General features: G+C 44.9%; 21 protein-coding genes and 1 riboswitch. Of the genes, 12 read left to right on the forward strand and 9 right to left on the reverse strand.

The window, feature by feature from the left end; genetic code table 11:
• Positions 1 to 120: 120 nt before the first annotated feature.
• On the reverse strand, positions 121 to 543 hold the full coding sequence (locus EIZ48_RS05570) for a DUF3859 domain-containing protein (RefSeq protein ID WP_160649470.1): 423 nt from the start codon (positions 541 to 543) through the stop codon (positions 121 to 123).
• 146 nt (positions 544 to 689) lie between these two features.
• The gene (locus tag EIZ48_RS05575; RefSeq protein WP_338046898.1) at positions 690 to 1,238 is read right to left on the reverse strand and encodes an Hsp20/alpha crystallin family protein; all 549 of its coding nucleotides are present in this window, start codon (positions 1,236 to 1,238) and stop codon (positions 690 to 692) included.
• An 84-nt stretch (positions 1,239 to 1,322) separates the two neighbouring features.
• On the opposite strand from EIZ48_RS05575, the gene EIZ48_RS05580 reads away from it, so the two are divergent.
• Complete coding sequence (locus EIZ48_RS05580) at positions 1,323 to 2,387, forward strand: ethylbenzene dehydrogenase-related protein (RefSeq protein WP_160649129.1); 1,065 nt, start codon at positions 1,323 to 1,325, stop codon at positions 2,385 to 2,387.
• Positions 2,388 to 2,674: 287 nt separating this feature from the next.
• Positions 2,675 to 3,169 carry a DUF3592 domain-containing protein gene (locus tag EIZ48_RS05585; protein WP_160649131.1) on the forward strand — a complete coding sequence of 165 codons (495 nt, stop codon included), beginning with the start codon at positions 2,675 to 2,677 and terminating at the stop codon, positions 3,167 to 3,169.
• Between the two features lie 159 nt (positions 3,170 to 3,328).
• Here the strand turns inward: EIZ48_RS05585 and EIZ48_RS05590 are convergent, their stop codons facing one another.
• On the reverse strand, positions 3,329 to 3,754 hold the full coding sequence (locus EIZ48_RS05590) for a YHS domain-containing (seleno)protein (RefSeq protein WP_240152894.1): 426 nt from the start codon (positions 3,752 to 3,754) through the stop codon (positions 3,329 to 3,331).
• Between the two features lie 161 nt (positions 3,755 to 3,915).
• Here EIZ48_RS05590 and EIZ48_RS05595 point away from each other — a divergent pair, with 161 nt between their 5' ends.
• Positions 3,916 to 4,752 carry an AraC family transcriptional regulator gene (locus EIZ48_RS05595; protein ID WP_160649135.1) on the forward strand — a complete coding sequence of 279 codons (837 nt, stop codon included), beginning with the start codon at positions 3,916 to 3,918 and terminating at the stop codon, positions 4,750 to 4,752.
• Positions 4,753 to 4,899: 147 nt separating this feature from the next.
• Here EIZ48_RS05595 and EIZ48_RS05600 read toward each other — a convergent pair whose 3' ends face one another.
• On the reverse strand, positions 4,900 to 5,055 hold the full coding sequence (locus EIZ48_RS05600; protein WP_160649137.1) for a hypothetical protein: 156 nt from the start codon (positions 5,053 to 5,055) through the stop codon (positions 4,900 to 4,902).
• Positions 5,056 to 5,230: 175 nt separating this feature from the next.
• Between EIZ48_RS05600 and EIZ48_RS05605 the strand changes: the two genes are divergently transcribed.
• Positions 5,231 to 6,127: an AraC family transcriptional regulator gene (locus tag EIZ48_RS05605; RefSeq protein ID WP_160649138.1), complete on the forward strand. Its 897-nt coding sequence runs from the start codon at positions 5,231 to 5,233 to the stop codon at positions 6,125 to 6,127.
• Between the two features lie 76 nt (positions 6,128 to 6,203).
• Here the strand turns inward: EIZ48_RS05605 and EIZ48_RS05610 are convergent, their stop codons facing one another.
• On the reverse strand, positions 6,204 to 7,073 hold the full coding sequence (locus EIZ48_RS05610; protein WP_160649139.1) for a LysR substrate-binding domain-containing protein: 870 nt from the start codon (positions 7,071 to 7,073) through the stop codon (positions 6,204 to 6,206).
• A gap of 177 nt (positions 7,074 to 7,250) precedes the next feature.
• Between EIZ48_RS05610 and hisC the strand changes: the two genes are divergently transcribed.
• The 5 genes from hisC to thiM all read left to right on the forward strand — a co-directional run bounded on the left by hisC (position 7,251) and on the right by thiM (position 11,567).
• Positions 7,251 to 8,327 carry a histidinol-phosphate transaminase gene (gene hisC / locus EIZ48_RS05615; RefSeq protein ID WP_160649140.1) on the forward strand — a complete coding sequence of 359 codons (1,077 nt, stop codon included), beginning with the start codon at positions 7,251 to 7,253 and terminating at the stop codon, positions 8,325 to 8,327.
• 13 nt (positions 8,328 to 8,340) lie between these two features.
• Positions 8,341 to 9,126 (forward strand): ABC transporter substrate-binding protein, encoded by a 786-nt coding sequence (locus tag EIZ48_RS05620; RefSeq protein WP_160649141.1) that lies wholly within the window; start codon positions 8,341 to 8,343, stop codon positions 9,124 to 9,126.
• Positions 9,127 to 9,325: 199 nt separating this feature from the next.
• Positions 9,326 to 9,673, forward strand: coding sequence for a hypothetical protein (locus tag EIZ48_RS05625; protein ID WP_160649142.1), 348 nt, complete (start codon positions 9,326 to 9,328; stop codon positions 9,671 to 9,673).
• Between the two features lie 90 nt (positions 9,674 to 9,763).
• Positions 9,764 to 10,540, forward strand: a complete 777-nt coding sequence (locus tag EIZ48_RS05630) for a Mut7-C RNAse domain-containing protein (protein ID WP_160649143.1) — start codon at positions 9,764 to 9,766, stop codon at positions 10,538 to 10,540.
• Between the two features lie 20 nt (positions 10,541 to 10,560).
• A riboswitch (TPP riboswitch) is annotated at positions 10,561 to 10,660 on the forward strand.
• Positions 10,661 to 10,733: 73 nt separating this feature from the next.
• Positions 10,734 to 11,567, forward strand: a complete 834-nt coding sequence (gene thiM / locus EIZ48_RS05635; RefSeq protein ID WP_160649144.1) for a hydroxyethylthiazole kinase — start codon at positions 10,734 to 10,736, stop codon at positions 11,565 to 11,567.
• Between the two features lie 189 nt (positions 11,568 to 11,756).
• On the opposite strand, the gene EIZ48_RS05640 is transcribed toward thiM, so the two are convergent.
• Positions 11,757 to 12,863, reverse strand: coding sequence for a M20/M25/M40 family metallo-hydrolase (locus EIZ48_RS05640; RefSeq protein ID WP_160649145.1), 1,107 nt, complete (start codon positions 12,861 to 12,863; stop codon positions 11,757 to 11,759).
• A gap of 284 nt (positions 12,864 to 13,147) precedes the next feature.
• Between EIZ48_RS05640 and EIZ48_RS05645 the strand changes: the two genes are divergently transcribed.
• Both EIZ48_RS05645 and EIZ48_RS05650 read left to right on the forward strand, forming a co-directional pair.
• Positions 13,148 to 13,912 (forward strand): VIT1/CCC1 transporter family protein, encoded by a 765-nt coding sequence (locus EIZ48_RS05645; RefSeq protein WP_160649146.1) that lies wholly within the window; start codon positions 13,148 to 13,150, stop codon positions 13,910 to 13,912.
• 158 nt (positions 13,913 to 14,070) lie between these two features.
• The gene (locus EIZ48_RS05650; protein ID WP_160649148.1) at positions 14,071 to 14,775 is read left to right on the forward strand and encodes a DNA-methyltransferase; all 705 of its coding nucleotides are present in this window, start codon (positions 14,071 to 14,073) and stop codon (positions 14,773 to 14,775) included.
• On the opposite strand, the gene EIZ48_RS05655 is transcribed toward EIZ48_RS05650, so the two are convergent.
• From EIZ48_RS05655 to EIZ48_RS05665, 3 genes are all read right to left on the reverse strand, one after another.
• Positions 14,747 to 15,031 carry a hypothetical protein gene (locus EIZ48_RS05655; protein WP_160649150.1) on the reverse strand — a complete coding sequence of 95 codons (285 nt, stop codon included), beginning with the start codon at positions 15,029 to 15,031 and terminating at the stop codon, positions 14,747 to 14,749. The genes EIZ48_RS05650 and EIZ48_RS05655 overlap by 29 nt on opposite strands.
• Before the next feature lie 70 nt (positions 15,032 to 15,101).
• Positions 15,102 to 15,269, reverse strand: coding sequence for a DUF1737 domain-containing protein (locus tag EIZ48_RS05660; protein WP_160649151.1), 168 nt, complete (start codon positions 15,267 to 15,269; stop codon positions 15,102 to 15,104).
• A gap of 149 nt (positions 15,270 to 15,418) precedes the next feature.
• Positions 15,419 to 16,792 (reverse strand): MATE family efflux transporter, encoded by a 1,374-nt coding sequence (locus EIZ48_RS05665; protein ID WP_160649153.1) that lies wholly within the window; start codon positions 16,790 to 16,792, stop codon positions 15,419 to 15,421.
• Positions 16,793 to 16,845: 53 nt separating this feature from the next.
• Between EIZ48_RS05665 and EIZ48_RS05670 the strand changes: the two genes are divergently transcribed.
• Positions 16,846 to 17,745, forward strand: coding sequence for an AraC family transcriptional regulator (locus EIZ48_RS05670; protein ID WP_160649155.1), 900 nt, complete (start codon positions 16,846 to 16,848; stop codon positions 17,743 to 17,745).
• Positions 17,746 to 17,794 lie beyond the last annotated feature (49 nt).

A 17,794-nucleotide genomic window follows, 5' to 3' on the forward strand; every position in this document is an offset into this window, starting at 1 on the left:
TTAAAAGGGTGACCTTTGCTCTTAGGGGAAACGATAATTTATGAGATCAAGTATGTATATAACTCATAACATCTTTGAGCCAAGGTTCATTTCTAATGCTTATCGTGGATTTTAGTGTCGTTAAAATCCACGTCGTTTCCAGAACTCCGCTTCGTCACGGGCATAGACATTAAAGGTCTTCTCTGCGATGACTTTGCCGCGCATTTCAATGGTCATACGCCAGTTGCCAATCTTGTTTGTGATGGGCTCCCAAATGGTATCGCCAAGGTAGAAGTCCCAGTCATTGGTGCGAACATGCAGTTCGCCGTCAAATGGATCCATGACTTCACCGGAATCATCAGTAATGTTCGGGTGGTAGATACAATAACGGATCTTTTCGCCACGGGCTTTTTTGATATTGACGGTGAAACCGAACTCGATATCTATTTCCGCAGGAACATCAGTGGTGAAGGTTTTGATTTTGGGAAGGTGCTTTGATTCTGCATCCCAAGTTGTGTGAATTCCGTAAGTTTCAATAGTGACAACAGGTTTTGCTTTAGCCATGGCTATGATTTCATTAGGTTCATTGTCTGTATGCATTCATGATACCGTAGCCCGCAGCATATTATCTAGACCTTATAAGGCTAGGAAAAAAGAAGGCCGATTAATTAATCGGCCAAAGTAACAGTGTAACTTGTTTAGGGTGAGGATTATTTAACTTCAATTCTTGCGCTGGTTGGGTGAGTCGGTTCAATTTTTGGTACTTCCACTTTCAGTACGCCATCTTTGAATGATGCACTAACGGTTTCATGTTGGAGGTTGTGTCCAAGGTAGAAGCTTCGCATCAACTTGCCTTCGTACCGCTCTTTGCGAATTACCTTATCACCTTCTTTCTGTTCTTCATCTTTTGATGTTGTTGCTTCGATAGTAAGATTTCCGCTGTTGATTTGAACGGAGATATCTTCCTTGCGCACGCCGGGTAAATCGGCAGTGATTTCAAAGCTGTCTTCTTTCTCGACGATGTCAATTCGCGGTGAAAATGACTCCACATCAAATTTATGCCTTAGGGTAGGAAAGGCATGATCAAACATTTGATTGAAATCGAACCATGAATCACGTGGTATCAAGCTCATAATTGCCTCCTGTAAGCCATATTGAGATGCAGTATTAGTGTAGTCAACTCTGCTGTTTTCACCTGTTAAAGTCGATATTGAGTTGATATAAATCAATGCCTGCTTATATGAAATATTGCTCAACACGATTAATGCTTGTTTTTCTACTAAAGCATTTGATGTGCACTAAAGTTATTGAGTAGTTGGTGCATACGCAGGAGGAGAAGAACAATGAGCACACATCTCGGTGGTACAGCAAAGCCTTTAGTCGTCGCTATCGGTCTGTTGACAACACTTTCATCTTTCGCTGCCAATACCTTAATTAGCTATAAAACTGACCAGCCTATCGAATTGGATGGTGTAGCAGAAAGTACATGGCTAAAAGCCGCGCCTTTGACGCTGGTCTTGGATAACCTTCCTTATGAACCGGTTGATTACAAGGGTATGCGTGAAACGAACTACTCAATTCAATCACTTTATGATGATGATTTTGTCTATTTTTTTGTGCAGTGGGATGACCCGACCAAGAGCCTTGCCCGCTATCCGTGGGAAAAGCAACAGGATAATACCTGGAAGCGCTTAATGAACCCTGATAAAACAGGGCATGAAAATACTTACTACGAGGATAAGGCGAGTATCTATTGGAATATCAACGCCAGAGGCTTTGACAAGAAAGGATGTGATATTGCCTGTCATATGGCAGATGCTGGTGGTGTAGTGGCGGATGTCCAACAGAAATCAGCGGGTAGGAAGTTTACACCAAGGCAAGGGGAAACAATAGATATGTGGCACTGGAAGGCTGTCCGTACTGGGCTGACAGGGCAATTCGATGATCAGTATGTTGACTCAACTATCGACCCTGTTGTGAATAAAAACTGGGGACGAAAAAGTGATCATAAAACCGGCGGTGGTTATACGGATAATATTACTGATGATCAGTTAGCACCGGCGATGGGAACACGGATGTGGAATGAAACCGACAGCTATGCGGTCGTCCCTGAAGATCAGGTGTTATTTTATGATACCTTCAAGCCGGGCCATCGATTGGCCTCCATTATCGTGAATCCGTTTACCGGCTCCCGCGGTGATATCAGTGCGAGCGGTGTGTGGAAAGACGGCAAGTGGATGCTGGAGTTTAAACGCAAGCGTGTAACAACCGGTGAGATGGTTAACGAGCAAGATGTGCAGTTTTCTGATCTTTCAAAAACCTATCATTTCGGTGTATCCGTTTTTGACAACTCACAGATCAATCATTTGTTCAGTCATCGAGTGCTTAAGATGAAGTTTGAACAGTAGATATCATCGCAAAGTAATATATCAGCTCTAGCGCTACTACGTGGCTAGAGCTGGTATCGTAATGGAACATATTGTTCTCATTTAATATATTTACTACTTGTATTTCTGGATTTTAGGCTAAGTAAAATTTGTCATAGTCTCTTCAATCAGTATAGTTAATCGATTGCTTTAACAGTTGTTTTAGAAGGTTTTAGGTTTTTTACTCTAATATTGTAAAATATTCCATTGAGGCATTTATGCGTATTCATGAGTGATGTTTTAAATATAATGGAAGAAAACTGATAAATATGACATTTTATGAAGAGTATTTCATTAGTACATTTGGTGCGATATATACAGTTGTTGTTGGGGTGTTTACTCTTTACATTTATATAAATGCTTGTCGTCGAATGTATGGTGCATATAGTGAAGAGTATACGGTAACAGGGAGAGTTACCTGGTCAGAATATGGCATGTTTGCAGAGGATGGGAACTTAACAAAAGAAGCTCTCATTACATACACATATATCGTGGATGGCAAATCATATAGTGGTAAATACTATATTCCAAGAAAAATAAGGAGATATGGAGACGGCGGAAAAAGTTTAGTTGAAAAGTACCCAAAAGGATCATCGATTAAGATTTACTATTCTATTAACAATCCAGCAGAACATGAAGCTGAAAAATTAACTGACTTTATCGATAAAGCCATTTATGAGTTGTTCTTTGATGCTTCTCCGATTTTTATCTTTCTAAATCTTATTGGTATGTTTTTTTTCTATCTTGCTACCTTTAGCTATTAGGGTTTTAAGTTGATTTATTGTGCAGCAAAGCCCTAACCGTTAGCTTTGAGGTGTTATTGAATACTGCAACTTAAGCACTGGCAAAGTGCCAGAGCATAAGTTGCAGTATTGCGGCTAAACTTGAACTGTAAATACGAGCTGTTGAAGGAACGTTGATTGTTACAGCTTATCGGCTTCGACTGTCTTAATAGTGCTCCAGTTAGTATTGGCCGTGTTGATATAACCCGGTACATCCTCCAGCCAGCGTTTCTGAACACTCTTATCTAGGTTCAGATATAGCTTGTTATCAACCACTTTCCATGCATTCGGGTCGGTTTCAAACTTTTTGCCCATCGCCACCCCAAAAGCACAGTAACCGCCATATTGCGGCGCGTATTTATCGGGTTCTGCTTTAAAGGCATCGCGGTTGTCTGCGCTGCTGAATTGGTAGATGGCATTCTTATAGGTAGCTGTGAAAGCCTTGTTGCCTTTGAGTGCCTTGCTTTCGGTAAAGTAGGCAACTGGGTCATATCCTTTGATTGCGATATCGTTGTTATCGGCACTTACGTCGATGTCGGCACTGAATGCAGCTGTGGAAATGCTCATAACAGCCGTAACTGCGAAGAGGCGCAAGAATTTAATGAACATGTTCATGGTGAATCTCCGTTTTCGAATTACCGGTTGGCAATAACTATAATCTATATCCAAGTTCCGAACTTTAGAGATACTATAATTCGGTTTTTTATACCAATCGTACGGAGATGGTTATGGATCCGCTGTCGGAGGTGCTGAACAGATTTTCGGTATCAGCTGGTGTGTTTTATTCGGGACAGCTATGCGGGGTCTCGCAGTTTGAGCAAGCGCAAGATGCCGTCGGTCATTTGCACTTGCTTAAGGCAGGCAAACTCACTGTCGTTAAAAACGGCAGCGAGAAAGTTCAGTTAACTGAACCTAGTTTGCTACTGTTCCCACAATCCATCCCTCACCGTTTGTTCGCTGATCAAGACGATCGAGCTGAAGTGGTTTGCGCAGAAATTAGTTATGGGGCTGGGAGGCATAACCCGATAGCCAATACGCTGCCAGAAATGGTGTTGCTTCCATTAGCTCATTGTCCGGGATTAAGCGGGGTAGTGAGTAGCTTGTTTGAAGAGGTACACAGCTGCAAGAACGGTCGAACATTGGTGATGGATAGGTTAACTGAAGTATTGGTTGTGATGCTGATGCGCGAGCTGGTTTCACAAGGGGTCGTTAAGCAAGGAATGCTGGCAGGAATGAATCACCCTAAACTTGCGCCGGTGCTGTTGGCTATTCACAAGAATCCCGGATTGTCAGAATCAGTGACAGAGTTGGCTCAGCAGGCGGCTATGTCTCGAACGACGTTTATTGAAACTTTTCGTCAGGTTTTGGGTGTCCCGCCCGGGGATTATATTCTGGGCTGGAAAATCAGCGTAGCGCAAAGCTTACTGAAAAAAGGGATTTCTATTAGCCATGTTGCCGATGAGGTTGGCTATAGTAATACGTCCGGTTTTACTCGGGCGTTCAAGAAGAAAACGGGCCTGTCACCGAAGGATTGGTTAGTCTCTTTCTCTGACCTAGATGTGTGATGGAGGCGTGTGATAAGAATACGCGTGATTAATAGTTTGAACTGGATTTATGAGCGTGTTGTCTGGCACGGAAGTCGAGCAGGTTCTGTCGAGAATATTCCCTATTATATCAGCTCGGCTCCCGCGCTCATATGTGACAATGTCACCTTACTGGTCGGCATCATCGTCTGAAGAGGAACCTCGGGCAATATTCTCCTGCTTGTTACTATCACGTAGTTCTTGTTCATCTGTTTGTTTCTCTACCAGATTGTCATCAGCTGTATCCTGTCTGGGAGAAAAGATGTTTTTTAGCCAATCGAGCATAGTCCAACCTTAGTGTTGTTTGTGCAGTGTTTAACACTCTATAAGCTTAGTCGTTTCCTACTTTCTTACCTTGTATTGTGCATCTTTGTGGAGGTTGGTTGATTTTGCGGAGCGCTGTTTTATGATGCGATGACAATGACGTAATTTGGCAAAAAAAGATAAAGAGCTGAGTGGAATGGATTATTTACAACGGCTAACCCCGGTTATTCGCTATTTGGAACAGCACTATGAGGAATCAGTCAACTTGCAGCTGGTTGCTGAGATGGCAAACCTGTCTCCTTATCATTTTCACCGGATTTTTAAGGCTGTGACGGGGGAAACACTGGCTAGTTATATCAAGCGTTTAAAGCTGCAAAATGCGGCCCAGCAGCTGTTCTTTAAGAAGGTAAGTGTGATGGAAGTTGCTCTCGACCATGGTTTTTCAAGCTCACAAAGTCTTGCCAAGGCATTTCGACTCTATTTTGGACTCACTCCAACCGAGATCCGAAACTGCACTACGCTTGAGGAATATTCAGTACTGTTGAGAAATAGCAAGATTGGACACACTCTTCGCAAGCCTAGACACGAAAGCTTTCACTCTGAGGATTATAGTGTTGGATATCAACCACAAAGGAGTGAGAACATGAAAACTGAATTGTTTGAAGAGCGCTGGCTGGCGTATGTGCGTGTTACCGGGCCATATGGCGAAAACTATGAGCCGGCTTTAGGAAAACTGTACCAATGGGCGGGTGCCAAAGGGTTGCAGGATGGTCAGTGCGTGTTTATCTATCATGATAATCCCGAAGCAACCCCGGCAGATAAGTGCCGTACCGATATCTGCCTGACAGTGCCAGAAGATACAGAGGGTAGCCAGGGCATTGAAGTAAAGAAAGTGCCTGCAGGCAGCTATGCATCGATTCGTGAGACGGTGACGGAACAAAGCCAGTACGGTACGTTTTGGGAGAGCCTGATGGAACAAATCGTAGCTTCCGGATTGGAAGTGGACGACAGGCCGTGCTTCGAGCTGTACCACAGCTATAATCCGGAGACCCGAGTTGCTGATGTCAGTTTCTGTGAGCCAATAAAGGCGTAATTGATCAGGTGTAACGTTAGTTGCTATTTGATGCAGAGAAAGTACGAGCTTTCTCTGCAGTTATCACGTTTATTCTTCAGTCAACTATCCATTCAAAAAGCAAATCCAGAGATGGATTTTGAATGTTAGTCGGTCTGACCAGGTAATAGCCATTCCCCGAATTGACGGCTATCGGATTCGGTCGGATTAATCGTCCAGAATCAAGGTCTTGTTTGGCCAGAATAATATCTCCAACCGCAATGCCAAAACCTTGTATCGCAGCACTTACGGCTAAATCCAATGTAGCAAAGTGTTGGTCTTGTTCACTGGTTGCAGATGTGACGCCACAATAAGCCAACCATAATCTCCAGTCACTCTTCTGAGGTGTTGCATGTAGCCATGTATAGTTTGTCATCTCTGCAGCATCAAGAGTTTGGGTGCTGCCACTTAGCAGATTTGGCGAACACATCGGCGAGAGCGACTCTTCAAATAACAGGGTGGTGTTGAGAGCGCTTTGCTTTGGCCGCTTGCCATAACAAATCGCAGCATCAAAGGATTCGGAGGCAAAATTTACATTGTGCTTGATGGCTGAGGTTAACTCGATGTCAATATCGGGGTAGGCCTGCTGAAATGACATCAACTTTGGCAGCAACCAAGCTGTAATACAGCTAGGGGCTTTGAGTTTGATTTGCTGCTTGTCGCTAGAAACTTGCTCAACCGCACGGTGGATGTGATTCACTGCATTTTCAACCAGCGGTAGAAACTCCTGACCTTTGCTTGTCAGGGTCAGGCCACGTGCATGTCTGTTGAATAGCCGTACTTTCAGTCTTTCTTCAAGGCTGATGATTTGGCGGCTGACAGCACCTTGGGTGATATTCAGGATCTGGGCTGCTGCGGTGAAATTGAGCTGCTGGGCCGTTACTAAAAAGGACTGTAGCTCTTTCATTGTCGGGGTACGATTATTCATCACTCAAGCCATGCTATTTTCTCATGGCTAGTATGCCGAGATTTCGATTCAGATTTCAAGTTGGCTCTGCATATAATCAATTCAAGATGAATTAAAGACAATTAATTCCTATAAATTGAATACAAATTCAGAATTGGTCTTTTTGTATAGAAAAATATTCAGAGCTGGAGGTTGTCTGTGAAATCGTTAGCATCGCGCTTGGTACCAAAGACAGTAGAAAAGCTCATACCTTACCAGTCTGCACGAAGAATCGGTGGGAGTGGGCATTTGTGGCTGAATGCCAATGAGCTGGAGCAAAGTTGTCGGTATGGTGCCGGGGATGGCGAATATCATCGTTATCCTGATTTTCTGCCCCATGAACTGGCTGATACCTATAGGGTATATTGTCAGGGGGCCGGCGACACATTGAACTGTGACGCAGTGGCTGTTCGCGGCGCGGATGAAGCTATTGATCTGATGATCAGAACGTTTTGCCAACCCGGTGCAGACAAGATCATGATTTGCCCGCCGACTTATGCGATGTATGAGTTTTGCGCTGAGTCCATTGCGGTCGAGGCGGTAAAAGCTCCGCTGTTAGATGACTTCCAGCTTGATATGACTTCGATAACCAAGCAGCTAGCTGAAACCAAGATCTTATTTCTTTGTTCGCCCAACAATCCGACCGGGAATGTAATTAATCAAGCCGATATCATTACCTTGCTTGAAGCCGGAAAGGAGTCAACTCTGATTGTTGTTGATGAGGCTTATATTGAGTTTGCGCCCGATACCAGCGTGATTAATCTGATTGAGCAATATCCTCATCTCGTGGTGATCCGAACCTTGTCGAAAGCCTTTGGCCTTGCCGCAATCCGATGTGGTTTTCTGCTGGCAGATAGCTGTGTAATGGAATATATCTCAAGACTTATTGCCCCTTATCCCATCGCTGATCCCGTTGCGGAGATTGCGTTACGTGCCTTAGATAGCGATGGAATTCAAAAAATGCGAATTCAGTCTGATGAACTGATTTCGACCCGAGAGTGGTTTGCCGAGGAAGTACAGAAGCTTGCCATTGTCGAGAGGGTGTATGTATCCGCTACCAATTTTGTTCTGATTCGTTTTGCAAGTGCAGAGTGTATGTATAGCTACTTACTCAGCAAGGGGATAGTCACACGCAATCAGGTTCATGAGCCTGCACTGGCAAATTGTGTTCGGATTTCGATTGGTTCAAAAAGCAGTATGCTCGAAACCTTAAATGCGTTACAAGAATATAAATAAGAGGGATTTTATAATGAAGAAAGTGATCCGCTTGGGATGTTTGGGAATTGTACTTGCTGCGGCTAGTTTCGGCACTGTGCAGGCGGCGCAGCAGAAGTCTGTGCGACTGGCATCGGACTTTACTTATCCTCCGTTTAACTACAAGGATGCCTCTGGTACGCCTCAGGGTTTCGATATTGAAATTGCTGATGCACTTTGTGCGGAAGCTCAGCTTAATTGTGAGTGGGTAACCCAAAGCTGGGACGGGTTGATCCCTTCATTGCTGGCTCGTAAGTCTGATGTCATTATGGCCTCGATGCGGATCACCGAAGAGCGCAAGAAACGGGTACTGTTTACCGATAAGTATTATCAGACGCCTGCGCGATTTGTGACTGAAAAATCTTCTGCGATAACGATCGACAAGGCTGGCCTGAAAGGTAAAAGTATTGGTGTCCAGCTAGGTACCATTCATGACCGCTACGTAACGGACAAGTTTGGTGATGTTGCGACGATTCGCCGCTATACCGGGCAGGATGAAGTGTACCTCGATTTGCAAAGTGGCCGACTAGATGCGGTGTTTGGTAACTCAGATCAATTAGCACTGGCATTCCTGGAGAAAGAGCGCGGCCAAGGGTTTGCTTTCACCGGCGAAGCCGTTACCGATAAGGCTTATATTGGAGAAGGAACAGCGCTGGCATTGCGATTAAAAGACAAGAAACTTGCGGCCAAATTTAACCAAGCTATCAAAAGCATTCGTGAAAACGGTACCTACGATAAAATCGCATCGAAGTATTTCAACTTTGATATTTACGGTGAGTAAAAGGCATTTCTTCTTGAATTAGAGGCAGCGTTTGGTGCTGCCTCTAATTATCTATTGTTTGTTACCGATTATTAATTTAGAGCCACTAGATTTTCTAATCGGTGCCTAGCCTACAAGCCAAGTAATTCTTGCTGAAACGAGCATCTTGAGGTAGCTTGGGTATAAGACTTATATGTTATTCAATGGAGGGTGAGTAGTTGTGCTGAGGCTTATTAAATTTATGCTTGTTGCCAATATTATTGCTATTCTGAGTGTTTGGCTATTAAGTCAGTTAATTGTTCAGTTTTCTATCAATCACCCGACAGATTATTTGTTTTATATCTGCATTGTCTTATGGGGAATTGCAGGATTAACCTGGGACGGTGGTAAGAAAAGTAAGAATTATGATCTCGATAGAGCAGAGCGTAAAATACAATCTATGGTGTCAGGGTATGATGTCAAAGCCGATAAGCATCAGCAATATAGAGAAAATTATCATTTCGGGCTGAAGATGTTTATTTCAGGCCTTCCATCTTTGTTAGGCTGTATTATTGTTTCGTTGCTATAGTTCCTGTTTGAGCTCAGCCCGCTTTCTTGCCCTAATCCATACGCTCGCCTACGATTGAATTGTCTGAGTTACGGCATTTATATTTGATTTATGGTTGATCAACACGCGCCGACACCACGAGTATCATATTTTCGATTTTACGAAGAGCTTAACGATTTTCTGCCACAGCAGCTGCGTAAGCATCTGTTTTCTTATAGCTATATCGGAAAACCATCGGTGAAAGATACGGTGGAAGCCATTGGTGTACCGCATACGGAGATCGATTTGATTGTGATTGATGGTGTGTCAGTGACCTTTGACTACAAACTGAAAGGTGATGAGAGAGTATCCGTGTATCCGGTTTTTGAGTTGCTGGATATCAGTCCCATCACTCATCTTCGCCCCAAACCGCTACGAGATACTAAGTTTGTTGTTGACGTGAATTTGGGGAAGTTGGCACTCAAACTACGGTTGCTTGGCTTTGACACTTTATATAATAACCAATTTGAAGATAGCGAGATTGTTGATATTTCTCTGCGAGAAAATCGTATTATTCTTACCAGGGATAAAGGTATTTTTAAATACAGTGCCGTTACACATGGCTATTGGGTAAGAAGTGATAATATCGAAACGCAAGTCAAAGAAGTGCTCCATCATTTACAGTTGGAAAATAGCTTGAAACCGTTTACTCGTTGTACATATTGTAATAGCGAATTAAACCCTATTGATAAATTTAAACTTAAAGGGCGAGTTCCTGATAATACGTTGCAATTTTTTCCTAAATTCTTCGAATGTCAGGGATGCAAGAAAATATACTGGAAGGGCACTCATTATAAACGAATAGTCAGTTGGCTCAATGAGCTCACTGTGAATAACTCTATCAATTGAAGCTTTTTGTGTTATTATCCGGCACATAGTCGGGGGGCCGGAAGGCTGAGATCGTATCATGCGAGACCCGTTGAACCTGATTCAGTTAACACTGGCGTAGGGAACTATAAGTCTTGCCATGATAGCTGTGATCTTCGCTTATCTTAGACTTTTGGCTTGATATAGTTCCTGTGCGTCAGTTCTAGGAGCTTGAATGCCAAACCCTGCCACAATTCAAAGTACAGAATGTAACACTCGTATCCAACCTATTGTTGCTGCCCTGAATGCCGTTCGGCAGCAAAAACCATTGGTAGTGAATATCACAAACTATGTCGTGATGAATAATACCGCTAATGCCTTGCTTGCCATTGGCGCGTCTCCAATCATGGCGCACTCACGTGAAGAAATGTCAGAAATGATGTCTTTTTCTGGTGCTTTGGTGATTAATATTGGCACCTTGGATAGTCAGTGGAAACTCCGCATGCTGTTTGCTGTAGAACAGGCAAATATCAGTGATAAATGTGTCGTGCTTGATCCGGTAGGGTGTGGTGCAAGCAAATTACGAACGGAAGCTTCACGTCAAATCGCGCAACTAGCCAATAAGTTGATTATTAGAGGTAATGCCTCTGAAATTATCGCTTTAGCTGGAGAAACAGGGCAAAACAAAGGCGTTGATGCACTCGATGAAAGCGAAGCGGCTGTTGGCGCCGCTCAACACTTAGTGGAAGCTTATCAGTGTTGTGTTGTCATATCTGGTTCTACAGACTTTGTTGTGACCCCAAAAGGGCAAACCCTGTTGCGCAACGGGCACGCAATGATGCCCTATGTAACGGGAATGGGATGTACTTTGTCAGCCATCGTAGGGGCTTTTGCCGCTGTTGGCGAAGAGACTGGGTTGGCGGCTACGGCGATTTTAGGTGTAGCCGGTGAGATTGCCGCAGAGCAGTCGAAAGGGCCCGGTAGCTTACAGCTGAACCTATTGGATGCTTTGTATCAGCTGGATGAAGAAACGCTTATTCAACGCCTGAAACTATCGTCAAGAGAGTGAGTCATGACATATGCGGTTATCTTCGACATGGATGAGCAGACTGCGGCTATGACAACTAAATAAGCATTAATTTGATGAGATCTCCTCCGCTGATGACCACTGCTTTAAACGTCATTGATAGCATATCTTGGAAGTAAAAAAGAAGCCGGAGACATAGTTCCGGCTTCAATTTAGATCTCACTATAGCGATTACTTAGTTAGGTAGGTATACATAAACTCAGTAATGGCAACCATATCGGTGATCTTGATGTATTCTTCTGTGGTGTGAACCTTCGCCATACCTGTTGAAAGGTTGACAGTCTTAAGGCCTTTGCCATTGAAGATGTTGGCATCGCTACCGCCACCGGTTGGCTGTGTTTTCGGCTCAACGCCGTTTGCTTCGAAGGCAGCTTTGATAGCAGCAACATGCGGGTCGTTGTCGTTGATACGGTAGGCATCGTAGGCACGTGTTGACTCAATGTTGATTTCAGCACCGTGCTTCTCGGCAGCTGCGTTAAATGTGCTGATCATGTGATCAACTTGTGCAGCTAACTTGTCATCATCTAGAGAGCGGGCTTCTGCTTCAACGTACAGTTCAGGCATGACAATGTTGGTTGCCTGTCCGCCTTTGACGACACCAATGTTGGCAGTCGTTTCGCTGTCGATACGAGACAGTTTCATCTGGCTGATAGCATCGGCTGCGACAGTTAGTGCATTGATGCCTTCTTCTGGTGCCAGGCCTGCGTGGGCGGGTTTACCTGTGATGTTGATTTTCAGGTTCTGCTGACCCGGAGCAACGGTAATGATAGTGCCGATAGCACCGCCTGAATCCAGAACAATTGCCTGCTCAGATTCAACATAAGACATGTCGAAGTTTTTCGAACCGTGCAGACCACCTTCTTCATAAACGGTGAATGCAAGCTCGATAGTTTTGTGCGGAACATCGTTGGCTAGTATGCAGCGAACTGCTTCCATAATGGCTGCGATACCAGATTTGTCATCACCACCAAGAATAGTGTCACCTTTGGAGCTGATGATGCCGTCGTTGATAACTGGCTCGATGCCGTTGCCAGGAGTAACGGTATCCATATGACTGCTTAGCAGTACGCTTCCGTCGAGTTTACCCGGCAGTTTGGCGTAGATGTTGAAGCCATTGGAAATATCAGCGGGTACAGGTAGTTTGCTTACCTGAAAACCGATTTTACCTAGCTGTTCTGCAAGGGTCTCGGCAATGGCCTTTTCATTTCGTGATTCACTGTCGATCTTTACAAGATCAATGAAATGCTGGATCAATCTATCTTGGTTGATTGTTGTCATCAGAGTCTTTCCTATCTGAATGAAGAGACACTACTCTAAACAAAAACTGCAAAATTTTTGGTGGGTAGATCAATAAAATGACAGATACTTTCACCTTTTTATAGTTTCTTGATGGAGTTAAATAGCGCGACTGAATGTGGTGCTCGACATTTATACAGTTCTCTATCACTGATGCCTCTTTGCCGACATATAAAGTGTCAAAAAAGGCTCAATTGAAATTTTCAACTACGATTAGCAACAACAGTCGTATGGCGCTGAACGTTGCTAATAATGGAGTTCTTGCTATGAGGAAAGCCAGTATTGAAGAATTAGCTCGGGCACACGATCCCGACGTGATTAGAAAGCGTTTGCAACAGGCACCGAAGTCTCAAAATATATCTGATGCGGTGCTCGGGGGGATTGACGGGTGCGTCACCACGTTCGCTGTCGTTGCCGCTGCGGTCGGGGCAGGCTTTCCTGCTTCTGTTGCCTTGATACTAGGGTTTGCCAACCTGATAGCCGATGGCTTTAGCATGGCGGTAAGTGCGTATGAGTCGAACAAAGCCAAGCAGGAGTACACCCAGAGCTTACGCGAAATGGAAGAAGAGCATATTGATATTATTCCCGAAGGGGAGCGAGAAGAGATACGGCAAATATTTATTAATAAAGGCTTTGAGGGGGATTTGCTCGCAAAAATAGTCGATATCATTTGTGAAGACCGCAAGCTTTGGGTTGATACCATGTTGATTGAAGAGCACGGGATCCATCATCAGGCCGATCCCAACCCATTCGGCTCTGCCTGGGCAACATTTGTAGCGTTCATCCTTATTGGCACCGTGCCTTTGTTACCTTTCCTGGCGACATCGTTGTCTATGAACCAGCAGTTCGCTATCAGTACAGTGTTGGCCGCCATCATGTTTTTTATGATTGGTAGCCTGAAAAGCCTGTTGTTTGAACAGCCATATTTTCTGTCGGGGCTGCGGACCCTGTTAAATGGAGGTACGGCTGCGGCATTGGCTTTCTTTACCGGATATCTGCTGCGTGAGGTTTTTGGTGTGGCAGGTATCTAGTATTTGTTTTGCTGTCCATCTCCCGAAAGATTTGGTACAACACTGTCCGGGAATCTGCCCGTGAATAATCAAACAATGTCAGCGGTCTCTGAGCATGTACATGACTTAGCCAACATCGCTTGTTCCGCCCGTATAATGTGTTCAAATTTAGGTTATTAATGCAATTATTTAAACAAGATGCTGTGGAATGGTTGTCCACGTTGCCAGACGGAAGCGTTGACTTGCTGATCACCGATCCACCGTATGAGTCGTTGGAAAAACACCGTGCCGTAGGAACCACGACGCGTTTGAAAAAGAGCAAAGGATCGAGCAATCAATGGTTTTCAATTTTCCCTAATCAAAGGTTTGAAGCCTTTCTCGAGCAAGTGTATAGAGTGCTCAAGAAAGATAGTCACTTCTATTTGTTCTGTGATCAGGAAACCATGTTTTACATAAAACCGATCGCTGAGCAGGCGGGCTTTAAGTTCTGGAAGCCGATTGTCTGGGACAAGGTGGCGATAGGTATGGGGTATCATTACCGGGCGAGATATGAATTTATCCTGTTCTTCGAGAAGGGCAAGAGGAAGCTTAACAATCTTGGGATCCCCGATATTCTGGAAGAAAAGCGTGTATACCGAGGTTATCCAACCGAGAAACCGGTACCATTGCTAGAAACTTTGATTGAACAGAGTAGTTCAGAGGGAGACATTGTCGTTGATCCATTTTTCGGTTCTGGCTCGACGATGGTGGCGGCCAATAACCTGAAGCGGATACCATATGGCAGTGATATATCCGATGATGCACACGCGTATCTGAGGCTGCGTCTCGGTGAGTCGGCAGAAAGTGATCAGCAGGCTAGCTATCAAGCTGAAGCTCAGTTTTGATGAGATGAAGTACGGCGACATCGTGTCCGACAGCAAAGGATAGGTTCCAGACGTTTGTCAGTTTTTGAACAGGTGTCGGGGCTTGCTGTTCTAGCCCTGCAAGTACTTGTTCGGCATCAACTAACGGGAAGCCATCGATAGCACACACATCCAGTTCGTCAGACCAGATATTCAGCGCGGACTTTTCGTTATTGGCTTCAACCTGCGACATGTACGTTGCGCCATCGTATTCCAGAATCAGGGTGTAAACTGACATAGCATCTCTTTATGAGGGCGGCTGCAACACATTATTGTACAGTAACAATAATGTGTTGCAGCCGCTGGCTTTAATTGTTTTTTACCATCGACTGGGTATACCAGCAGGCTAAGTTCTCGCCTGTATTAACGAGATTGACAACAATTTCGCCATGTAGTTCCCAGCCTTGCTCGAGAAGGTCGTTTATCTTCTTTTCAAACTCAAATTCGTGTTTATCACAGACAATTTTATATTTCATACATTTCCTCCGGCTGGCCTGACGTGATACCAAAGACAGGCTGTATATGGAATTACAGCGCGCCGACGATAGCTCCAACACCGATGTTCATGACAAGAATCTATTAAATAATAGTTATAAATAGGTTGGCTGTGTCTCAATCTGTAGGTTTACGCTGTTTGCAAGGTCAGGTTGTTCATCCAGCGGCGTTGCAAGTAGCGGTGGAAGCAGAGCGATAACTTGATGAATTCTTCACTTAGCATCGCCAGATATACCCAGCCAAAACCCCATTCGCCGATGAATGCACCGTAGGCTGTAAGAGGGATCCCTATCAACCACATTGCGATAAAGTCCATTCTCAGGCAGAACAAGTTCTCGCCACCGGCCCGTAAAATCCCGTTAATGATGATCATGTTGAGCATCTTTATCCATATGGTAAAGCACAGAACAGATATCGCAGGGAGGGCATAGGGGTAGAAGTTATCCGTATCCAGGCTTAGCCAACCAAGAATCAGGTCCCGTTGCATAAACAGCAGCAGACCAAGCACAATGCCGAGCATAATGACAAACTTGAGAAAAAACTTCGTCATGAGCTGTGCTGTATCAAACTCGTTGCGACCAAGGGATTGACCCATCAACACGGAGCAGGCGACCGAAATACCAAAGAACATCGAATAGCACAGTGACTCAAAAGGTCCCAGCATGCTGAATACGGCCAGTTCGGTAGTGCCCATGTGGCCGAATACCATCTGGTATGTGAGCGTACCCAACGCCCAAAGCATCATATTGACCGAGTTGGGAATAGCCAGCTTCTTATAAGTCATCCAAAGCGTTTGGTGCTTAGGGATCGTGTGACTTGTGAACAGCCAGTGTTGACGATATTTCAATACTCCCCAGATCATCAGTACCTGAACAAGGCGTGCAATAGTAGTCGCGAGTGCGGCACCAGCCACGCCCATAGCGGAAATGCCGAATCCGCCTTTGATCAGAATAAAGTTAAGACCGATATTAAGGGCAATAGTGAACGCACCGAGAACCAGCGGCAACACGGTATCGCCACTTGAGCGTAAGCTGGACTCGGCAGTGATGACGATGTGTGTCAGTATCAGTACAGGGAAACTGTACCAGAGGTACGCCATTCCCTGATTAATCACCAACATATCATTAGTTTGCAATTGCATGATTTGTTGTGCAAATATCGTAATGATGAACGTGACAGGTACCATAATCGCCGCCCCGAACTTGAGCGACTGGAGAGTGACTGTCTTGGCATGAACTTTGTCGTTTCGGCCCCAGTATTGCGATACCAGCACGCCGTTCGCGGTGGAAAGTCCCGCCATGATCATGATGGCGACAAAATGCCATTTGGAGGCGATACCGACAGCGGCAGTGGCTTCCTGGCCGAAGTCGCTGACCATGAGTACATCTGCAAGTGCCAGTATGGCTACCAAGGCGCTTTGAACCGCCACCGGGAAAGCCAGTTTCGCGACGCTAGAAAACAATGCCTTAGGCAGAGATAAATGTGTTGATGGATGTGTAGTCATAAGTGTGCCCTCAAAGTACGGGGCAAATATATAAGAGCATTGAAGTGAGCGACATGTTAGAAAAATCAGAAAACCTGTGCAGATCTGTCATACCTATGCCTGAGCCCAAGTCGAGTTGGCAGGATGAGGTGTATCTGGCGGATGCTTGCAAAGAGCGGTTTTTGACTCAGTCCGAGCTGCCTGAATTGGCTGAAAATCAGTTTTTTATGGCGGGGCTTGCTGAGTTGTCTGAAGGCTATCATGTAGAGCGGGTAGGAACGTCGATACATACGTTGCTGTTGACGCTCGAGGGGCGGGGACGATTAATCACTGAAAATGCTGTTATGGAAATAGAAGCGAATACCCTGACGGTGTTGCCTGCCAACCTTCCTTTTCGCTTTGAGTTGGCCCAGCCTGACGCAAATTGGAAGATGGCCTGGCTGCTATTGCAGAGTACTGAAAAATGGCAGCCTTTGATTGAAGGTGGCCAAAGAGTCGAGCCGTCGTATCTCTGCGAGCAGATATGGTCCTTAATGAGTTTGTTTCACTCCGAGATTGGTGGTCGTTCCAGCTTTCGGAAGCTATTTGCCAGCGAACTGTCGAGGCTCCTTTTGGGATCCTCGGCATCAAACGCCCCTTCAAATTCCGTACTGAGAGTGCAAAGTGTTTTTAACGAGGTGGAGTCTCAGCTTCATCATCCATGGACGGTGAAGGGGATTGCCGAGCAAAGCTATATCAGCGTCGAGCAGCTAAACCGGATTTGTAAACAGCTCTATGGGTGTTCGACCCAGCAAAGGCTGATTGCACTGAGAATGGAAAAAGCGACGGACTTGCTTCACTATGAAAGCTGGTCGGTTGGTATGATTGCTCTGCGTTTGGGGTATCCGGATCCTTACAACTTTACTCACCGGTTTCGCCAGTATCATGGCTGCTCGCCAAGGGAATATCGTAAGCGTGTGATGTCTGGAAGGTAGTTGTTCTAAAGGCCAGAAGTGTTTTGTTCTGACCTTTAGCCCTTCAGCA

The sequence above is a fragment of the Photobacterium alginatilyticum genome, assembly GCF_009910675.1.
GTDB lineage: Bacteria > Pseudomonadota > Gammaproteobacteria > Enterobacterales > Vibrionaceae > Photobacterium > Photobacterium alginatilyticum.